General features: G+C 41.9%; 18 protein-coding genes and 1 pseudogene. 4 read left to right on the top strand and 15 right to left on the bottom strand.

Going from position 1 to position 18,265, the window contains the following annotated elements; translation table 11 throughout:
• The 4 genes and pseudogenes from ACQRBN_RS13695 to ACQRBN_RS13680 form a co-directional block, all read right to left on the bottom strand.
• Positions 1-1,109 (bottom strand): ATP-binding protein (locus ACQRBN_RS13695; protein ID WP_427739565.1); only part of this gene is annotated, 1,109 nt, incomplete at its 3' end.
• Positions 1,110-1,113: 4 nt separating this feature from the next.
• A pseudogene (locus ACQRBN_RS13690) lies at positions 1,114-1,439 on the bottom strand (tRNA threonylcarbamoyladenosine dehydratase); the annotation flags it as partial.
• Between the two features lie 175 nt (positions 1,440-1,614).
• Positions 1,615-1,803 (bottom strand): helix-turn-helix domain-containing protein, encoded by a 189-nt coding sequence (locus tag ACQRBN_RS13685; protein ID WP_235250678.1) that lies wholly within the window; start codon positions 1,801-1,803, stop codon positions 1,615-1,617.
• Positions 1,800-2,243 (bottom strand): sigma-70 family RNA polymerase sigma factor, encoded by a 444-nt coding sequence (locus tag ACQRBN_RS13680; RefSeq protein WP_235250679.1) that lies wholly within the window; start codon positions 2,241-2,243, stop codon positions 1,800-1,802. Before ACQRBN_RS13680 ends, ACQRBN_RS13685 begins: the two co-directional genes overlap by 4 nt.
• A 414-nt stretch (positions 2,244-2,657) precedes the next feature.
• On the opposite strand from ACQRBN_RS13680, the gene ACQRBN_RS13675 reads away from it, so the two are divergent.
• The gene (locus ACQRBN_RS13675; protein ID WP_328284220.1) at positions 2,658-2,990 is read left to right on the top strand and encodes a helix-turn-helix transcriptional regulator; all 333 of its coding nucleotides are present in this window, start codon (positions 2,658-2,660) and stop codon (positions 2,988-2,990) included.
• Positions 2,991-3,131: 141 nt separating this feature from the next.
• On the opposite strand, the gene ACQRBN_RS13670 is transcribed toward ACQRBN_RS13675, so the two are convergent.
• The 9 genes from ACQRBN_RS13670 to ACQRBN_RS13630 all read right to left on the bottom strand — a co-directional run bounded on the left by ACQRBN_RS13670 (position 3,132) and on the right by ACQRBN_RS13630 (position 12,781).
• Complete coding sequence (locus ACQRBN_RS13670; RefSeq protein WP_235250680.1) at positions 3,132-3,509, bottom strand: hypothetical protein; 378 nt, start codon at positions 3,507-3,509, stop codon at positions 3,132-3,134.
• A 17-nt stretch (positions 3,510-3,526) separates the two neighbouring features.
• Positions 3,527-4,459 (bottom strand): ParM/StbA family protein, encoded by a 933-nt coding sequence (locus tag ACQRBN_RS13665; RefSeq protein ID WP_235250682.1) that lies wholly within the window; start codon positions 4,457-4,459, stop codon positions 3,527-3,529.
• A 111-nt stretch (positions 4,460-4,570) separates the two neighbouring features.
• Positions 4,571-5,359 carry a class B sortase gene (srtB, locus tag ACQRBN_RS13660; protein ID WP_235250684.1) on the bottom strand — a complete coding sequence of 263 codons (789 nt, stop codon included), beginning with the start codon at positions 5,357-5,359 and terminating at the stop codon, positions 4,571-4,573.
• Between the two features lie 53 nt (positions 5,360-5,412).
• On the bottom strand, positions 5,413-6,630 hold the full coding sequence (locus ACQRBN_RS13655) for a CHC2 zinc finger domain-containing protein (RefSeq protein WP_235250685.1): 1,218 nt from the start codon (positions 6,628-6,630) through the stop codon (positions 5,413-5,415).
• 66 nt (positions 6,631-6,696) lie between these two features.
• A complete protein-coding gene (locus tag ACQRBN_RS13650) occupies positions 6,697-7,641 on the bottom strand; it encodes a hypothetical protein (protein WP_235250686.1) in 945 nt (314 codons plus the stop codon).
• A gap of 103 nt (positions 7,642-7,744) precedes the next feature.
• Positions 7,745-9,982: an SF1B family DNA helicase RecD2 gene (recD2, locus tag ACQRBN_RS13645; RefSeq protein WP_235250687.1), complete on the bottom strand. Its 2,238-nt coding sequence runs from the start codon at positions 9,980-9,982 to the stop codon at positions 7,745-7,747.
• Positions 9,983-10,015: 33 nt separating this feature from the next.
• On the bottom strand, positions 10,016-11,059 hold the full coding sequence (locus ACQRBN_RS13640) for a YqaJ viral recombinase family protein (protein WP_427739564.1): 1,044 nt from the start codon (positions 11,057-11,059) through the stop codon (positions 10,016-10,018).
• Positions 11,060-11,093: 34 nt separating this feature from the next.
• A complete protein-coding gene (locus tag ACQRBN_RS13635; protein WP_235251050.1) occupies positions 11,094-12,236 on the bottom strand; it encodes a transposase in 1,143 nt (380 codons plus the stop codon).
• Positions 12,237-12,586: 350 nt separating this feature from the next.
• Complete coding sequence (locus tag ACQRBN_RS13630) at positions 12,587-12,781, bottom strand: 2-ketoisovalerate ferredoxin oxidoreductase (RefSeq protein ID WP_235251051.1); 195 nt, start codon at positions 12,779-12,781, stop codon at positions 12,587-12,589.
• Positions 12,782-13,017: 236 nt separating this feature from the next.
• Here ACQRBN_RS13630 and ACQRBN_RS13625 point away from each other — a divergent pair, with 236 nt between their 5' ends.
• From ACQRBN_RS13625 to ACQRBN_RS13615, 3 genes are all read left to right on the top strand, one after another.
• The gene (locus tag ACQRBN_RS13625) at positions 13,018-13,335 is read left to right on the top strand and encodes a helix-turn-helix transcriptional regulator (RefSeq protein WP_235251052.1); all 318 of its coding nucleotides are present in this window, start codon (positions 13,018-13,020) and stop codon (positions 13,333-13,335) included.
• 355 nt (positions 13,336-13,690) lie between these two features.
• The gene (locus ACQRBN_RS13620; RefSeq protein ID WP_154322052.1) at positions 13,691-13,885 is read left to right on the top strand and encodes a DUF3173 domain-containing protein; all 195 of its coding nucleotides are present in this window, start codon (positions 13,691-13,693) and stop codon (positions 13,883-13,885) included.
• Between the two features lie 33 nt (positions 13,886-13,918).
• Positions 13,919-15,103, top strand: coding sequence for a site-specific integrase (locus ACQRBN_RS13615; RefSeq protein WP_235251053.1), 1,185 nt, complete (start codon positions 13,919-13,921; stop codon positions 15,101-15,103).
• A 79-nt stretch (positions 15,104-15,182) separates the two neighbouring features.
• Here ACQRBN_RS13615 and guaA read toward each other — a convergent pair whose 3' ends face one another.
• Both guaA and ACQRBN_RS13605 read right to left on the bottom strand, forming a co-directional pair.
• Positions 15,183-16,730: a glutamine-hydrolyzing GMP synthase gene (gene guaA, locus ACQRBN_RS13610; RefSeq protein WP_427739563.1), complete on the bottom strand. Its 1,548-nt coding sequence runs from the start codon at positions 16,728-16,730 to the stop codon at positions 15,183-15,185.
• Between the two features lie 134 nt (positions 16,731-16,864).
• Entirely contained in the window at positions 16,865-18,214 is a 1,350-nt protein-coding gene (locus tag ACQRBN_RS13605) for an MATE family efflux transporter (RefSeq protein WP_427739566.1), read from the bottom strand.
• Between the last annotated feature and the right edge of the window lie 51 nt (positions 18,215-18,265).

Genomic DNA, 18,265 nt, shown 5'->3' with positions numbered 1-18,265 from the left:
ATCTGGTATCCGATTACTTTCCTCAAATTAATATTCTTTACACTATTAAAAATATTAACATCCATTACATCACTGGTTTTTCGAAACTGCGCAATCAGTTTCTTCATCTCATCTCTCTTAGATCCTCTTCCGCCTCCGCAACTTACACAATTTTCTGTAAAACGACAGGCGCATTGAATAAAATATAATCCATTGGAATCCCTCCAGGATTGAATTGCGTCTTCCCTCACGAGGTACAATGGACGTATTAATTCCATTCCTTCAAAATTCTGACTATGAAGTTTTGGCAACATAGTTTCAATCTTTCCACTGTACAGCATGCCCATCAGGATTGTCTCGATTACATCATCAAAATGGTGTCCCAGAGCAATCTTATTACATCCCAGCTCCTTTGCCTTTGAATACAAATATCCTCTTCGCATCCTTGCGCAAAGATAGCACGGATTCCTATCAATAGTTGCCACCGTATCAAAAATATTTGTCTCAAATACAGTAAGCGGTATACCAAGAAGTTTTGCATTATCTTGAATTATTTTCCAGTTATCTTTATTATATCCAGGATTCATAATCAAGAATGTTGCATCAAAATTGATCTCGCCATGTTTTTTCAGTTCTTGTATTAATTTTGCAAGAAGCATGGAATCCTTACCTCCAGAAATACAGACTGCCACCCGATCCCCTTCCTGAATCAATTGATATTCATTCAAAGCCTTGGTAAAAGCCCGCCAGATTGTTCGCCGATATTTTTTGATAATGCTGCGTTCGATCTCTTCTTTCTTCTTCTCTTTTTCTTTCTGAGAATCCTCCTGCATGAATCTGGATAGAGACAAACGCAAGTAAGCACGATAGCCACCCTCCACATTAACTGCACGATAGCCCTCATTCACCAGTTCTTGTACATATTCCTGACTTCTGTCCCCAGTATGACAGATCAGATAGATGGTTTTGGTCACGTCCAGTTCCTTTTTATGTGCTTCCCATTCATCCATCGGGATATTCACTGCTCCCGGGAACGTTCCCCTTTGAAACTGCTCATTTGGACGAATATCTACAACAATCCTTTGATTAGATTCTATCTTCTCTAGTTCTTCTACTGTAATTTCCCACATAATTCTAATCCTCATAATTTCTAGCAAGGTTTTTTATCACTTCTCCACTAGGATCAGTCCGACGACTATCGGGACAACTGCCACACTGCCTGAAAGGTCTCTTCTCTCGATATATTTATGCTGTTCTTCCGATGAACAGTTGAAATGAGTTCTGCAGCTAATGGACATATCCTCCAGCAGTCGTCTCGGATTTTCCTCAGAACACACGACTTTCAGTTTTCTTATGCCATGTTTCTTCAGTTCCCGCCTCATGACCTTTGCCAGAGGACACATCCTAGTCTGACAGATATTAGCAATGCAGAATACACTTGCATCCAGCTGATTACCGGAACATTTTTCTTTTGGGTCTGCTTGAACTCATATCTGAGAGAATGTATTAGTTCTTACAACAGCTTTTATCGTGACCTTTTTCCTTTGCATTTTTATGGCACGCATATTACCATCTAATCCCTATCAAGTCAATAGGTTTATCATGTTAATGTGGCACATTTCAACGAATATCTCTTTACACCAATTCGTGATATGTCCTAATACACTTCAGTACTTCAATTCTCAACTCCTGATACAAATCCTCATCAAATCTTCCATTAATCAAAGAGTTTTTTATTAATAGAGGCCGAAACATTTCCAGTATCTGCAATATTGCCTCCTGATCTCCCATCTGTGCTCGAAATAGCACCTCCTCAAAATTCATGATTTTTCACCTCCCATCCATTTTCTAATCTTACGGATTGCATAATAATAAATTCCTTTCACCTTGTAAGGTGGCAAACCATTAATCTGGCTTATATCATCAAACGTCCGTTCTTCAAACACATGCTGATAGATCAGTTTTCTCTCATCCTCGCGCAATAAGAGTAATGCCTCGACAAGTTTTTGATCCCTCATCTCGTCCCATTCAGGATAGCACCCATCTACCTCTCTCATTAACAGTTCTTCACGATATTCCATCTCCAGACTCTCTTCTACCAAAATGCTATTTTCTTCCATTATCAGATTCTCTGCCGGCATTTCATTACTGTTAATCCTCAGCATTTTTCTCAAATAATTTTGTCTGGTTCCCCGGATCTGTGCCAGTATGTATGCAGTAAATTGGTTTTTTATTTTCGAACCAGTATAAGTATGTTCATCCATTTATTTATCCTCCTGTATTCTGATTTCATTTTTCTTTTGAAATCCCAGAAGGCGGGGACCGACACCGAATTCCATTGTTCGATAATATTCGACAAACAAAAAGAAAGTCGAATTGGCTATTACCTAATTCGACTTTCCATATTATCCATACTATTTTATGTGCTAAACCACATGTTATTAACGCATATTCCGCATACTCACCAGAAGGGTGTTCCACATATTGGTATAAGATTTTTTTAATAAATTCTTGCTATGTCTATACCGATCTGTGTAACTCAATCAGACTCTTCTCCCAAATAACATTCTTATTCTCTATTCACTTCACGCATTATATCGCTCTAGTTCACGCAGCATAACACATTTCATATACTGCCGAACTAGAGTAAAATATATGCATTAAGTGAGGTGATGAAAATGATGGTTAAGAAATTGCTCGGAGATCTGGTCAAAGAAGAGCGCCTTCGCAGAAATCTTTCACAGAATACTCTAGCTGAGAATGTGCACGTTTCGCTACGCACAATATCCGATATTGAAAACTATAATGCTAACCCCAGACTTGAAACTCTGAGTCTATTAGCCAAATACTTGAATATTTCGCTTGATTCCGTCATCTTCCACGACAATCCACCTGCAGATCCTTATATCGAACAGATCATTTATGAATTAAATGATTGTACAGATGAAGAAAAACAACTGGCTTTACATACGCTCCGTGGACTCCTTGAAGGTCTCCGAAAACAAAAGTAATTCTTTTCATTCTCCACTTCACCATTGTTTGATTATAGAATGGCCATTTATGAGCGACTTATGAGCCAGTTATGAATGACTTATGAATTGAAAAACTTTTCGACAAAATTCGAAGCAGCCCAATCAAGGGCTGCTTCTTTTCTATATACCTCGGAATGCATCCAATGCATTTGAAATATTTCTTATAATATGATCATCAAGAACAATCGGTTCCTCTTCTGAACCAGACAGATCCATGACTTTCTCATCCGGAGCTGCCCTTTCTTCAGTGACATATTTCTTTTCCGAGATTGCTTCTTGAATCTCTTTCTTTACAATTGTTTTAATCAATGGCAGTAGGAAAGACTTGTCCGGATTCAAAGAATCAGTTTCTTTTCCCTCGCCAAGATAATGAAGTACTGCGCTGGCAATGAAATCCGCCTTATCTTCCGTATTATTTAAAATCTCAACGACTTTTTGATGGGAAGCATTATTCTTCTTAAATCCAATCGTGAATTTATTGGGGTTCTTTTTTGTCACAACAATCACTTCCCATTCTATTTGCTGCTTTCATACATACGATACAGAAGATCATACCCTTTTGCATTGGCACGTAGGTCATCAATGAACAGATAACGTCCCAAACGGTCTGATTTCTCTAAAAATCGCCTGAGCAGAATAGAGCCGCCGCCAATGAAAACGGTATAAGCAGATTTCGTATCCACACCTCGTTCACGAATACTATTCAGAAGATCTGTGACATAGTCCTGTACCATATTCTCAACCGCCCGGACTACATACTCATCATAAAACTCTGTTTTCCCACGAATGATACTTTCCACATCTATTTCTTCCAGCAGCATGTCATATTCACTGTTGACTTTGGAAATGATCTCATTACACATAGTAATGATGCCCTTTTCCAATGAATCACAGTAATCCATATCTGGCTTTCCTCTTCTTAATAGCAGATAATCTGTTGTAAATCCCCCAATATCAATTCCTACTGCTTTCGGGGCTTCCCCAATCTTATCCATTTTTGTCATCATGGCAGCTAAATCCTGCACAAAAGCCCTCACATCTTTCATACACAGATGATATTCCTTTCCACAGTATTCCACCTGAAACACTTTTCCATCACCCTTAAAATATTTTTCATACCTGTCATACAGCTCCTTGTAATGCTTTGGCGGAAGTCCGATTGGAAGTTCAATCTGAATCACATCATCTGGCTGAATTTGTGTCTTGTCTTCCAATTCCATAGCAATTGCAAATAATGTAAGCACAAAAAATCGGGAGTCTGAAGTCTTATCCCTTTGATATGGGATACGGCGTTCGCTGAGCGTATAATACTTGTCCTGATACCGCAGATATACCTCGCCCCTAGCAGGCTTCTTATCCATTTCTGTCAGTCCTGTCGTGAATACATGATTACAGGTCTTCATATTACGGTTGCCCTGATCTACGGCTACTCTTAATTTCTTAATCATAAATGATCACTCCTTTTTTTCTTTCTACTTACTCTGTACGTACTACCTACGTAAAACGCAACCACACCCTCAAAAAATGTGAAAAGGCACCAGCAATAGCTGCCGATGCCTTCATTCATTATACATCTTTATGTTCCTCTCCAGTTTTCCATGCACCAGGTATCGATAATTTCGATCCGAGTTGACACAGGTAGAAAGCGTAACGATATGATCCGTATCCGTAACTTCCGTTCCTGTATCATAGGCAGCGTAGGATATAATCTTTTCCAAAAAGTCTTGATAATCTTCCAGTTCTGGAAATCGGTAAGTGAAACCCACACTTCCTGTCATTCCCGCATAGCTGGATACGATCCGGTACTCTAAGATGCCGTCCGGAAGATAGATATAAAAGCAAGGATACTTCTCAAATAACGATTTTTCCTGATATCTGTCCAACGTTCCGAACATACTTCCATTCTTCATATTATGCCCATACACAATCGTATTACTGTCCGTAAACTCCGGCTGGTTATGATAGTCGATAAAGATACTGCCATTCTTGTTTTCCTTCCCATCAAACATATGATGCAGATAGTAAGAATTGTCCTTTCCCTGCACAACCGGATAACTAATGTCCAGTGCCGGTATCTGGATCCATGCTACCACATCCGGATTCTGAGCCTTTAATCCTTCAAAATCTACCTGAAGGAACGTAAATCCTGAATCATCTTCTGGATCCGGATCATTTTTACCCTGCTCATCTGTTTCTGGATCCTGTACGTACTCCATAATTTCTTCATACGTACGATCGCCTTTCTGATACTCCAGAAAAATTCCTATTAATTTGCCTACGGCAAATATAAATATAATGAACGATGCAATCATCATAAACAGTAGTGGTACATTTCTTTTGCCTTTCATAAATCTTCTCCTTTCAAGAAAGACCAGAGCAGAATACTCCGGTCCTCCAGTTTCTATAATCTTTGAGACATTTTATCTGTCTGATTTATGTACAAATCATAATATAGATCATCAATTCCTTTGATTTGTCCACGCCATTCTTTGTTTTCATCCGTATTCCAAAGCATGCGCTTCACCGGTAATGAGCATTCCCTGCAAAGTTCGTACAGTTTCCTGCACCCACTTTGAATGATTTCCCTTTTTTTTACCTTATAAGGACACTCTCCAATCCTGTTACTCTGCGTGCATTCGCTGCATTTACTATACTGTCTATCACAGACAACCGGCATCTTCTTGTCCATGTCATAAGTCTCATACACAAGCTGAAGATTTCTTTTGGAAAGGCTCTCCAAAATTGGGCGAAGATTCCGCTGTTGGTTCACTCCGGGCATACATAAGAACGTAGCTCCGGATAGATAATGAGCAATGGTTCCTTTTAAAGCGCCTTCTGTCACATACACTTCTTTCGCATCCAAATTCCCGATTACATGAACCGGGCTGCCAGATGAGACTCCATATTGGTAATTTACACTAGAAAACCAGATATACTTTCTGGAATCTGTCACATGATCCAGCCGGATCTGAAATCCCTGGATCAGACCTTCCATGGAAAGAATCGGGATCAGGAATCCGGAATTCTTTGCTGAAAAATGAATCGTCCATTTTCCATCCTGATCCTGATAAAATCCCGGCACTCCCTCTACCATACATCCTTTTTCCTGTAGTTTCCTGGTCAGACTTTTTAATCCAAAGAGAGGAACGCTCCGATATCTTTGCATCTCGATCTGCTCGTCCGTAAGCCCTCTCGCCAGCAAGTCTTCCCTGTGCTTTTCTGATAACGTAAGATAGGAAAGCAGCATGGAATAGGTATGGTTGATTTCCGCATCCGATGCACGGTCACTATTTTCGGGAATCTCAGGCTCCGGCTTTTTCTCCGGAATCTTATAATCATCCCGGTATTGTCCCAGGTTTAATGCCTCCCGGATCTGCCGATTTGCTTCTGCCTTGGAGAGTCCATATAATTTGGCGTATAAATCCAACATTCCCCCCTGCTCATTGCAATAATTACAACGGAAGACGTTTTTCCTGATATTGACATTCATCTTTCCCGTTTTATGGTTGCAGAAAGGACAGTCCACATCATAGGAACTGGGATTTTTCCGACGCACCTGCAGATTCAGTACACGCACCACATCGCGGATATCGTAATCAAACCCTGACATGTCATACATCCATATTCAAGCCTCCTTTCCCCTGCAGCCAGATAGCTGACTGTGGGTCTTAACAGGCAGAATCCACTATCCTGCCATTGGTAATGCTTTATTTAACAAAAATTTAGCTGCAGCCGGAACCGCATTGTTATTTCCGGAATAACTTCTGGCAAACCAGTCCAGACTTTGCGGACTTTCTTTTGCCACCTGGCCCATAGTCTTGCCGCCATATTTCCCTTTGCCCGGAATCTCAACCTGCACCGCCTGCTCATAAGTCATATGCTGCAGAAGTTCTTCTACCGGTAGGGAACCGTCTAGCGCAATTCCCACTGTACCTGTCGCCATGGAATTCATTCCCGGCTGCTGGCCATAGGTATTTTGCATGGATGGCTGACCGATGATGGAGCCATTTGCCTGTGCCTGTTGGAAGAACTGTCCCATCATGCCAGACTGTAGCTGCATCGGCGGAATGGAACCACCCGTCATCTGCCTTTCAGGCTGTTGATACGTATTTTCAGTCGATTGATAATCAGCCCGATTCCCGCTATAAGGACTCTGCACAGTTCCTGAATTTTGAGATGACTGCGGAATCTGAATCCCGGCATCCACCTGTTCCGGATCATTTTCTTCACCTACATCCGCAAACTGAAGTCCAAACCCGGCATCTGACAGTGCCCGTCCGACAGCAGCCGTTTCCGCAAGTTCCAGAAATTTCGCTCCAAAATTCGGATCCTCTGACCGGAATTTCTGTGAAAACGCATTAGCAATAAAGTTATCCTCTGCGTCACACTTATCCAGATAAATTCTCGCTTCCACCAAAGCTGCATTTTCTGAAAAACTGCGGACAATACTAATAATCTTTCCCATGGGATATACCAGACGGAACCAGAGTTTCCGGTATTTCACATCCAGATACAGCTGGTCTTCCTGTCCTTCCTTTTCCAGTCTTCTTGCAAGTTCCACAGGATTAAATCCTTCCACCCGGTTGAGTGCTGCAACAGCTTCTGATTTGTCATATAAGATTGATTTCATTCGTTCTGCTCCTTTCGATTTCTGTTCAAAATAAAAGCAGACGAAAACCCTACATAGAGTAATAGTCTGCATTTCTCTGAGATTGTAATATTTCTTCAAATTTTCATACTGCAAGTTTTAACTGTTCTATTTCCTGCGCAGGCTTATTCCGGCTTTGATACTGGTCATAATAGCTACAGATTCTCTCTGCAAGCACTGTATTTCTCTTTCCACTGTCATCAGTATGAATCGCCTGACATACTGCGTTCCAATCCCCGACCAGATACACTTTGGACTTTGCCCTGGTAACTGCAGTATAGAGAATATTGCGTTTCAGCATAACATAGAATGCCTTCACCCATGGAATTATTACCACCGGGCACTCTGATCCCTGTGATTTGTGAACCGTAATCGCATTTGCATGTTCAATCATTTCCATCTGCTCCAGCTCATACTCTATCATCCGGTTCTCCGTAAATTGGATACTGATCTTGGGGTTGCCTTCCTCGTCTTCATAAAAATCCAGAATGGTTCCCATATCTCCGTTGCTGATAAGAGCAGTATTTTTATTCTGTATGATCTTATCCCCAACCCGAAATACGTCTTTTCCAATCACAAGTTCCTTCTTTCCACTGACTGGTGGATTGATGATATCCTCCAGTGTGCGGTTCAGTTCCACCACACCAGCTGCAGTTCTTACCCGGAAAGGTGTCAGGATCTGCACCTTGTCGTGACCATTTCGGATGACTTCCTCCTGATAGAGTCTCTTTACGGTATCTGCAGTTTCTTCTGTCCCTTTGCAGGGCACAAACACAAAATCATCACCCAGAATCAGGTTGGTTTTTCCCTCCTGCATCAGCTTTGCATTCACTGGTATGTTGCTTGTGGCACCCTGACGATACACAAGGTCAAGCATTGTGACCGGTATCAGCCCACATTGGATAAGCTGACAAAATACATCACCGGCTCCCACCGAAGGAAGCTGGTCCACATCCCCCACGAGAAGGATTCTTGTATTTCCTTTGACTCTCTGGAAGAATTCATAAGCCAGCCGCATATCCACCATGGATGTTTCATCCACATTGACAAACCCTGCCTCCAGATAGGCAAACTCAGCCGTATAATCTTCTCCCAGAAGCCCCATTGCCATATGCATGGTCGAGGCGTTCTGGTTACCCGTACTTTCTGCCATCCGTCTTGCAGCTCTGCCGGTCGGTGCCATTAACTGCACTTCAGACTTACATTTCATGCCATGGATATAGAGGATCACCTTTAAAACAGTTGTCTTTCCGGTACCCGGACCTCCTGTAATGATGCTGATGGGATTCGCAAACACCATCCGGACCGCCTGTTTCTGCTTTTCTGACAGTGTAATTCTCAGAACTTTCTGCGCCTGTACAAGTTCAGTCTCCACATCAAGCGATTCCATAGGATAAAGAATCCGCCTTGCTATCATGGCTGCGGTCTGCTCCTCTGCTTCAAACTGGCGGAAGGTATAAACCTTTTCATCATCCAACACAATGCTGTTCTGCATAACCAGACGGTAGAGTACATTGCTCACATCCTGAACGGTCACTGCCTGAAAAGTCAGATCTTTATTCAACACTTCCAGTACCTGTTCTGTTAGAATCTCCTGTTCCAGATAAAGATGCCCTTCCTTCATAGCCTCACTTAGCACGTAACTGATGCACCCTGAAATACGCATGGGATCATTCAGAGTCTTTCCGAGTGCCCTGCCAATGTTATCCACTGTCAGGAATCCAAATCCCTTGACTGCACATAACATATATGGGCGTTTCCGGATGATATCCACGGATTCATCTTTAAATGTCTGTAGGATCAGATTCACTTTCTTTGGTGTCACTTTGTAAGGAGCCAGAAAGGTCATCAGCTCCCGAAACACCTGGTTCTTCCCAAAGGAATCCATAATCCCACGGAGTTTCTTTTCTGAAATTCCTGGAATCGAAAGCAGTTTCTCCGGTGTTTTCTCAATGACTTCCAGCGTATCCAGACCAAATTGACGATAGATGGCTTCCGCTGTCCTCTGTCTGACGCCTTTTATTGCACCAGATGCTAAATATCCTATGATTCCTTCTTTCGTCCTTGGAACAATTTCCATAAAGGATTCCACTTTATACTGTAGACCATGACTTCCGTTTTCCCAAGATCCTTCCATTTCCAGTTCAATCTGATCTGTAAGAGGCAAATTGTATCCAACGGCAGTAAACCCAATCATCTTTCGGGATGCCAGATACCGGTCCCTGGCTGACAATGGTACGGACGTATCCTGGGTACAATAGAGTGCCACAGTAAAACCATTTCCTTCATTCATATAGATCTTATTCACATATCTGCATCGCATCTTCCACATCCCTCCAGTTTGAATTTGAAAACATTATGCAGCCTCCTTCTTTATACGAAATGTCCTGCTCTCAGTTGTCTTCGCATATTCTTCATAAATATCAGGATGCTGAATCTTCAGCTTCTCCATCTGCGCTTTTCCGATCTGTGTACGTTTTGTAGGATTATACGTAATCCGGTAACAATTCGTACCATCCTTTAAAATAGCTTTGCATCTGGCTCCTAACTGCTCCACAAAAGGGACGCTGATCGCACGCTGCTCCGATTCGATCTCTTTTTTTCTTTTTTCAATTTGGGATTTTTCTTCTGCTAAAGCAAGATATCTTTCAAGATTTTTAGATTCCAGACATGATAATTCGATTTCCGGGAGACTAATGTCCGCATATCCCACAGATCTCCGAATACTATCTAAAATGAGGTCTGTCTTTCCGTTATACGGTGGTTCCACATGTTTTTCAACATATTCCTCCCAGAAGAATACTTCCTGTTCTATGATGTCTTCTTCATCCATCAGATCACGCTCCAGATAGCGGAATACAAATTCGTCTTCATTATTCCCATACAGACATGCAATATAAGCTTTCTGCATGTTCATGACCGACAGATAATGTTTGACCTGGAGCACATAATTATCCGGAATTGCATCATCATCCCATTTCTTACTTGCATTGTAATTACAGGTCTTACATTCAAGAATTCCGTATGTACCATCGGGAAATAAAATAAAAAAATCCACATCTGCAAGCATGAACGGATACAGGGGATGCCGGAACATTTTTCTTACCGGAAATACCTTCAGTCCTGTCTTTCTGACAAAAATCTCTGCTACAAGATCTTCCAGCCGATGTCCGACTTCCTTTGCAACCCAGTTACTTTCTTCTTCCTTCGGGATAGCAGGCAGTATTCCCACCTTGTTGTTATATAGATCCCGGATCGTCGCAAACGGGGAGATTCCCATGATGGCGGCTACATCGCTGCCGCCAATTCCCTTTTTACGGTAATCAAGCCATTCCTCTCTCGTAAGTTCACTGATATCCACTACAATCTCCGGTTCATAATTCAAATTCAGTCCTGTCATTCTTTATTCCCTCCTTCTGATTTTTCTTATTACCTTACCATTTGATTGCTCCACCTACATCAAACTCTTTCCAGTCTAAAGCCAATGCACGGGTAATCTGTTCTTCCAGATTAATGATTGCTGCTCCCTGCATCCCTTCACAGGCTGCAAAAAACGATGCTTCGTTCATTGCAAAATAAAGGTCATGTGCAGTACAGGGTCCGTTTCCTTTCTGGAACTCGAACATTTCCGCCACATCATTGATCAATTTTTTTCGGATTCCCAGGCGTTTCATCAATAAACGAATACAATTCAGCGGATGACGGATTTCAATATCCATCAATTTTGTTATATCTGAAATCGCATCCTGATATCTGGAACAGAGCATTCTTAAATTTGCCAGAAACTGTGTCATATCAGCACCGCCGGTATGCGCCAGTTTAATTGGACTGCCAAGACTGATCGTCCTGCCACTGCTGGAGCAGGTCAGCATCGGATACAGATTTGCACCGCTTACTGCAACATCTGATGTCGTAAGCCTTACAGCGGGTGCAATGATATTATCGCTGATGCCATGATCACTTAAAGCCTCCCTGTAAGTATCCAGAAGTTCCTGATTTCCACCAAGTTCCCACATTGCGGAAACAATGGAATGATCGAACATTCCGGAACCTTCCACGTAACTGTTTCCCGGAAAATTGGTATTCAGAAACTGCATGGTCATTTCAAATACTGCCCGCATATCCAATATGCTGTAATCGTGGTGATCTCCGCCGTGAACTGCAGATACTTTTCCATCTGCAATCTTAATCAGAGCATCCCCTTTCGCTACCTTCAGGCAATAATTCACTACCTTCGTATAATTTGCTGTTTCCAGTTTCCTAAGCCCCGAGCCAGAAATTCCTGCCCGATCCAGAATTGTCCGGATTGCACAGGTACGCACCGGATAGGTCTCACCCTTAATTTTTAAGGCAAGCTGGGTATTATTCTCAGTATCCTCCAGAATCTCCTCCCAATTCTTTCCTACTGTGTCCTTCATTTTACCCGCTTCCTGAATAGCCGGAACCAGTCGCAGTGTTCTTGTAGGCTTACGGATCCAGGATGATTCTTTTGCTCTCTGTGCCAAAAATTCCAGCATCTCCTTTGGGTCTGCAAACGTCGTCTGATACGCATCTGCAAAAATTCTTGTTTCATTCATGTGTCTTTCCACCTTTCTTAAAATAAGTTTTATCCATAAACAGCTCAAAGCTGATTGTGGCTGCTCCATCTGCCATTAAACAAAAAAAAGGAATGAAAAGAGTATTTCTCCATTCATTCCTAAATCTCTGGTATTTTACCTAATAAAACAAAAAGCATCACTACTGCGATACACACCGCATAGTGACACTTTATACAAACATAAACAGCTTATGCCAGACAGGAAGTTTTTGTCTGCCTGTTGATTCCGGGATTCGCACAATCCCAGAACTTCCCTACAAGGGAATGCATAAAAAATAAACTATATCAGTATAGTAGCACAAGATATTGTTTGTGTCAATTCTATATATACTATATATTGTTTTCTGTGATAAAAACAATATGCTCACCCAGGAATTCTTTACATGTTTGTTTTACCTTTCCGTACTGCTCACTGTCTTTCTTAGCAGCTCCTGCACACAATGCAGAAAGGGGACATCCCTCACAGTTATTCTGCAAGGCTTCTTTAATCCATTTGATTTCCTGTTCTGTTCCGATTACTTTCATCTGACTCACCTCTATTACATCATACCCCGAAATCATATAAGCAACACATTTTTTATCTTGCTTTTTACGTCTGTAACACGCCAAAAGCTCACCATTTTACTTGATGTAATGTATTGTATCCGTAAATTACGGTTACAATCAATAATATTGTTCTTTATATCCTTAATACACCTATTTTAATCCGCAATTTCACTTTCGTAAATAGTTTAAAATGAAGGAAAATGGAGGTGTGACAGATGGATGAAAAATTTATTGCAGAACGCATTACCGAACTGCGCTTAAAAAAAGATATTTCGGAATACCAGATGAGTCTTGATCTTGGTAAAAATAAAAGTTACATCCAGAATATCAGTTCCGGACGTTCTCTGCCTTCCATGAGCCAGTTCTATGAAATTTGCCGCTATTTTGAAATCACACCTCAGGAATTCTTTGATGAAAGGCTTCATGATCTGCCTCTGTATCAAAAAGCCAATGAATTATTAAAGCAATTGGACGAAGACGATATGCTGGCCATCCTCTCTATTCTCAAACGATTAACTGAAAAACATTCTTAATGTCTTATCGGCTGCCTGTATTATGGCAGCTTTTTTTCTGCTTTTTTTCCAATATTTAAAATTCCATGACTATTTCTAAGTAAATGGGCAAGACCCAAGTTGTACTTTGATAATTACATACACCTCTCAGGAGATTGATATAGGTGCTGCAGATAGTGCTTGCGTTTATTGCGTGCCTGCAGCTTTAAGATTACATAGTAACGCCTTATACGTGGCCGGAAAGGGCGCAGGAACTGGCTTCTGGGAGATTTACACCATTTTTCGTCAGGCTATTTTACAATAGTAAAATTACTCTAAACTTGATATAATAATGGACAGGTATTGAAGTTTTATCCTGTCCATAGAAAGGAGTAGAATGATTACAGTAACAAAAAGTGATTTGATAAAGTTAGGTTATGGTCCTTCTTTTTCAGCAGACATTATCCGGGAAGCGAAAAAGCTGATGATTGCCAAAGGCCATACTTATTATCAATCAAAGAAACTGGACAGGGTACCAAAGGAAGCGGTTGAGGAATTATTGGGAATCACTTTGCCAGATACTGAAAACTAAGTGTACTTCTTGCATTAGAGAAGGAGTGTAACCATGGCAAAAGATCCAATCAAGAAAGCAACTAACGGAACCTATTATTTCAGGGCGAACTTAGGGAAACACCCTGTAACCGGGAAACAAATACAAAAGTATCGCAGTGGATTTGCAACAAAGAAAGAGGCTCGGGCAGAATATTCAAAGCTTATTCTGTCTACACCAGATGAACTTACGGAAAAGAAAGAGGAAGTGACTTTCAAAAAATTTATTCAGGAGATTTATCTTCCCTGGTATAAAACCCAGGTAAAAGAAAGTACATACAAGAACAGGTATGCTACCATTGAAAAACACTTTGCCTATTTCTATAAGATGAATACTGACAAAATTGAGCCAATTCATGTGCAAAACTGGCAATTAAAACTGGCAAAAAACTACAGCCCAAATTATGTGAGGATTATACAGGGAATGCTTGCAGTCGCATTTGACAGAGCTATCGTTCTGGGACTTGCAAAGAAAAATCCGGCCAGAATGATCGGAAATGTCAAAAGCAGAAAACCGAAAATTGATTTCTGGACACTGGAAGAATTCCAGAAAGTCATTTCTCTACTGTATAAGGGAGATTACTATGAACACTACTTGTTCATTTCTTACTGGTTGTTATTTATGACTGGAATGCGAATCGGAGAAGCTGCGGCTCTGCAATGGTCAGATATTGATTTTGAAACAGGTATTCTCAGCATCAACAAAAATCTTTACTACAAAACCATGACCGACTACAAATTTGTAGAGACAAAAACGCAGGCTAGTATACGGGATATCGTTATAGATGATGATACGCTTAAAGAGCTGAAAGAATGGAAAGAAGTTCAACAGAAAGTTCTACCGAAATGTAATTTTATATTAAGCTATAACGGAACGCCCACCAGCAAGACAACTCTGCCAAGAGCCCTCGAAAAGCTGGCAAATCTTGCTGGTGTCCACCGTATTAAAATTCATGCCTTACGGCATTCCCACGCTTCCCTGTTAATCAGCATGGGAGAAAACCCATTAATTATCAAAGACCGTTTAGGACACGAAAAAATCCAAACGACTTTGGGAACCTATGGGCATTTATATCCAAACAGCAACTTTGAAGTAGCAAAGAAGCTGACAGGAAAACTTACCTATACACCTGCAACAGAAAGTGTGGCTGATTACACAAGCAATCAGTTCACAGCTGAGTATCATAAGCAGGTGAATTAGAAAAATGCAATAAAAATGCAATTTTCAAAGGCCGAAGCCCGGAAGCCCCGTAAAATAAGGCTTTCTGGCCCACCGCCTACTATTCAAACTCTATCGTCCCCGGCGGCTTGGAAGTCAAATCATACATTACCCGATTAACCCCCTTAACCTCATTAATAATCCTGCTCATCACCTTATTCAGCACCGCAAACGGTATCTCCGCCGCTTCCGCCGTCATAAAGTCAATGGTCTTCACGCCGCGAAGTGCCACTGCATAGTCATAGGTTCTCTCATCTCCCATAACTCCAACACTTCTCATATTCGTAAGTGCCGCAAAATACTGGTTAATCTCGCGATCCAGTCCCGCTTTCGCAATCTCTTCACGGTAGATAGCATCTGCATCCTGCACAATCTTAACCTTCTCTGCCGTCACCTCTCCGATAATACGGATACCAAGTCCCGGTCCCGGGAATGGCTGTCTGAATACCAGATACTCCGGAATGCCAAGTTCCAGACCCGCTTTTCGAACCTCGTCCTTGAACAGATCTCTTAACGGCTCAATGATCTCTTTAAAATCAACATAATCCGGCAATCCGCCTACGTTATGATGAGACTTGATCACCGCAGATTCTCCGCCCAGACCGCTCTCAACAACATCAGGGTAGATTGTTCCCTGTACCAGGAAGTCTACCGCGCCAATCTTCTTCGCCTCTTCCTCGAATACACGGATGAATTCTTCTCCGATAATCTTACGTTTTCTCTCCGGCTCTTCTACTCCGGCTAATTTATCATAGAATCTCTGCTGTGCATTGACACGGATAAAATTCAGGTCATAATTGCCCTCCGTTCCAAATACAGCCTCTACTTCATCGCCTTCATTCTTACGAAGGAGACCATGATCAACAAATACGCAAGTAAGCTGGTCACCTACCGCTTTAGATAATAATACTGCTGCCACGGAAGAATCCACACCACCTGACAACGCACACAACACCTTGCCATCACCGACTTTTTCGCGAATCTGTTTAATAGATTCTTCTACAAATGAATCCATTCTCCAGTCTCCGGCACATCCGCACACGTCAAGCACGAAATTGGATAACATCTTCGTTCCTTCTGCTGTGTGAAGTACCTCCGGATGGAACTGGATTGCATATAACTTGTCTGCTTCATTTTCCGCTGCCGCCACCGGACAGTCTGCCGTATGGGCTGTAATCTCGAATCCAGGTGCAATCTGGGAGATATAATCGAAATGGCTCATCCAGCAGATAGTTTCCTTGGATACATTTGCAAATACTTTGGAATCTGTCTTGTCGATGATTACCTCTGTCTTTCCATACTCTCTGACATCCGCACGCTCAACCTTTCCTCCCAGCACATGCATCATAAGCTGTGCGCCGTAGCAAAGACCGAGGATCGGGATTCCCAACTCGAATAATTCTCTGGAATAAGTCGGAGAATCTGCTTCATAGCAACTATTCGGTCCACCGGTCAGGATAATGCCCTTCGGATTCATTGCCTTAATCTTCTCAAGATCCGTTTTATAAGAATAGATTTCACAGTATACATTACACTCACGAACTCGTCTTGCTACCAGCTGATTGTATTGTCCGCCGAAGTCAAGGACGATCACTAATTCGTTTTTCATGTGGCTTCCTCCTCGTTTTCTTGTCGTAGTGATATTATTATAAATGAGGACAAACTAATTCGCAACCTCATTATATAGATTATTTTCCTGCATTTTCAAAAACCCAAAGAACGCATTCCCAATTGCAAAGTAATCTACACAATCGCTTTCTTCTTCCAGTTTCCGCAGAAGTATCGGATCACAAAGCATATCGCCCGGAATACCCAGTCAATTACCATTGCTACCCAGATACCGAATACCCCCATTCCCATGTATTTCCCCAACAGATAACTGAACCCGATTCTGAATATCCACATAGAAAAAATCGAAATATACATGCACGCCTTTGCATCCCCGGATGCCCGGAATGTTCCCGGCAAAGAGAAGGATAGCGGCCATATAAAGATAGCGCTAAATCCATGGAAACGTATAATCTGTCTGGTTACCTCTGCCGTTAAATCTGACAGATTATATGCTTTCAAAATCATCGGCAGAAGGGCAAATATCAGGAATACCATACAAGTCGTGCCGATGTATGTAATTGTGATTAATTTGCGATTATAATACCGAACCTGTTCGTAGTCACCCGCACCTACACATCTGGCAATTACGGTGGTGATTGCCAGGGAGATTGCCATTCCGGGCAGAATCTGGAATAATGCGATAGCGTTACTTACAGCATTGGCAGCAATAGCATAGGTTCCAAAGGTTGATACAAGACTCAGCACCAGAATCTTTCCCAATTGGAACATGCTGTTTTCCAGACCATTCGGCACGCCGATACTCAGAATCTTCTTCACCATCGACCAATTGATGCGGTAACGGAAGGTTCGCTCGATATGCAAGGTCAGGTCCTGGTTACATAACAATACGACAATAATGACCGCTGCCACCATTCTGGACACAAGCGTCGGAATTGCAACGCCTTCTGTTCCTCTGTGGAACCCATAGATAAGGATTGCATTTCCTCCTATATTAATAACGTTCATAATGATGGATACTTGCATGGATACTTTTGAGTTACCCATTGCACGGAAAATTGCAGCACCGCCATTATACATCGCCATAAATGGGATGGACGCTGTAACAATCAATAGATATGTGTTCGCATGCTGCATGACATCCGGCTCTATCTTGCCAAAGATTCCATGCAGGATAAAGTATTTGCCCGCATATACAATCAATGTGATCACGATTGCACAGAGTGTAACAAACCAAATCAACTGTGTTGCAGACTTACAGGCTTCCTCCTGCTTCTTCTGCCCCAGATACTGACCGGCTACTACTGCTCCTCCGGTTGCCAGCGCCGCAAATACATTGATAAGCAGCACCATGATCTGATCCACCAGGGACACGCCTGACACAGCCGCCTCTCCTACGCTCGCAATCATAATAGAATCCGCCATACCAACGAACACTGCCAGCAACTGCTCGATGACAAGCGGAATGATTAATACAAGCAATGCCTTATTGTCGAATAAATAATTGCTTCTGTCTATTTTCATTTTCTTCATAATATAAAACTCCTCGCCGTATTCATTATACGCCGGGGAGTC

It is taken from the genome of Bariatricus sp. SGI.154 (assembly GCF_050313795.1).
Lineage (GTDB): Bacteria > Bacillota > Clostridia > Lachnospirales > Lachnospiraceae > CAMBRQ01.
The sequence above is the reverse complement of the archived record's forward strand: the minus strand, read 5'-3'. Positions and strand labels throughout refer to the sequence as shown.

What these genes read in the sequence shown, in the direction of transcription:
- ACQRBN_RS13655 (WP_235250685.1), bottom strand. Translation starts at nt 6,630, where the DNA reads ATGTATGACATGTCAGGGTTTGATTACGATATCCGCGATGTGGTGCGT.
- recD2 (WP_235250687.1), bottom strand. Translation starts at nt 9,982, where the DNA reads ATGCGATGCAGATATGTGAATAAGATCTATATGAATGAAGGAAATGGT.
- ACQRBN_RS13675 (WP_328284220.1), top strand. Translation starts at nt 2,658, where the DNA reads ATGATGGTTAAGAAATTGCTCGGAGATCTGGTCAAAGAAGAGCGCCTT.
- ACQRBN_RS13635 (WP_235251050.1), bottom strand. Translation starts at nt 12,236, where the DNA reads ATGAATGAAACAAGAATTTTTGCAGATGCGTATCAGACGACGTTTGCA.
- ACQRBN_RS13650 (WP_235250686.1), bottom strand. Translation starts at nt 7,641, where the DNA reads ATGAAATCAATCTTATATGACAAATCAGAAGCTGTTGCAGCACTCAAC.
- ACQRBN_RS13630 (WP_235251051.1), bottom strand. Translation starts at nt 12,781, where the DNA reads ATGAAAGTAATCGGAACAGAACAGGAAATCAAATGGATTAAAGAAGCC.
- ACQRBN_RS13620 (WP_154322052.1), top strand. Translation starts at nt 13,691, where the DNA reads ATGATTACAGTAACAAAAAGTGATTTGATAAAGTTAGGTTATGGTCCT.
- ACQRBN_RS13625 (WP_235251052.1), top strand. Translation starts at nt 13,018, where the DNA reads ATGGATGAAAAATTTATTGCAGAACGCATTACCGAACTGCGCTTAAAA.
- ACQRBN_RS13680 (WP_235250679.1), bottom strand. Translation starts at nt 2,243, where the DNA reads ATGGATGAACATACTTATACTGGTTCGAAAATAAAAAACCAATTTACT.
- ACQRBN_RS13615 (WP_235251053.1), top strand. Translation starts at nt 13,919, where the DNA reads ATGGCAAAAGATCCAATCAAGAAAGCAACTAACGGAACCTATTATTTC.
- ACQRBN_RS13640 (WP_427739564.1), bottom strand. Translation starts at nt 11,059, where the DNA reads ATGACAGGACTGAATTTGAATTATGAACCGGAGATTGTAGTGGATATC.
- ACQRBN_RS13665 (WP_235250682.1), bottom strand. Translation starts at nt 4,459, where the DNA reads ATGATTAAGAAATTAAGAGTAGCCGTAGATCAGGGCAACCGTAATATG.
- srtB (WP_235250684.1), bottom strand. Translation starts at nt 5,359, where the DNA reads ATGAAAGGCAAAAGAAATGTACCACTACTGTTTATGATGATTGCATCG.
- ACQRBN_RS13685 (WP_235250678.1), bottom strand. Translation starts at nt 1,803, where the DNA reads ATGAATTTTGAGGAGGTGCTATTTCGAGCACAGATGGGAGATCAGGAG.
- ACQRBN_RS13605 (WP_427739566.1), bottom strand. Translation starts at nt 18,214, where the DNA reads ATGAAAATAGACAGAAGCAATTATTTATTCGACAATAAGGCATTGCTT.
- guaA (WP_427739563.1), bottom strand. Translation starts at nt 16,730, where the DNA reads ATGAAAAACGAATTAGTGATCGTCCTTGACTTCGGCGGACAATACAAT.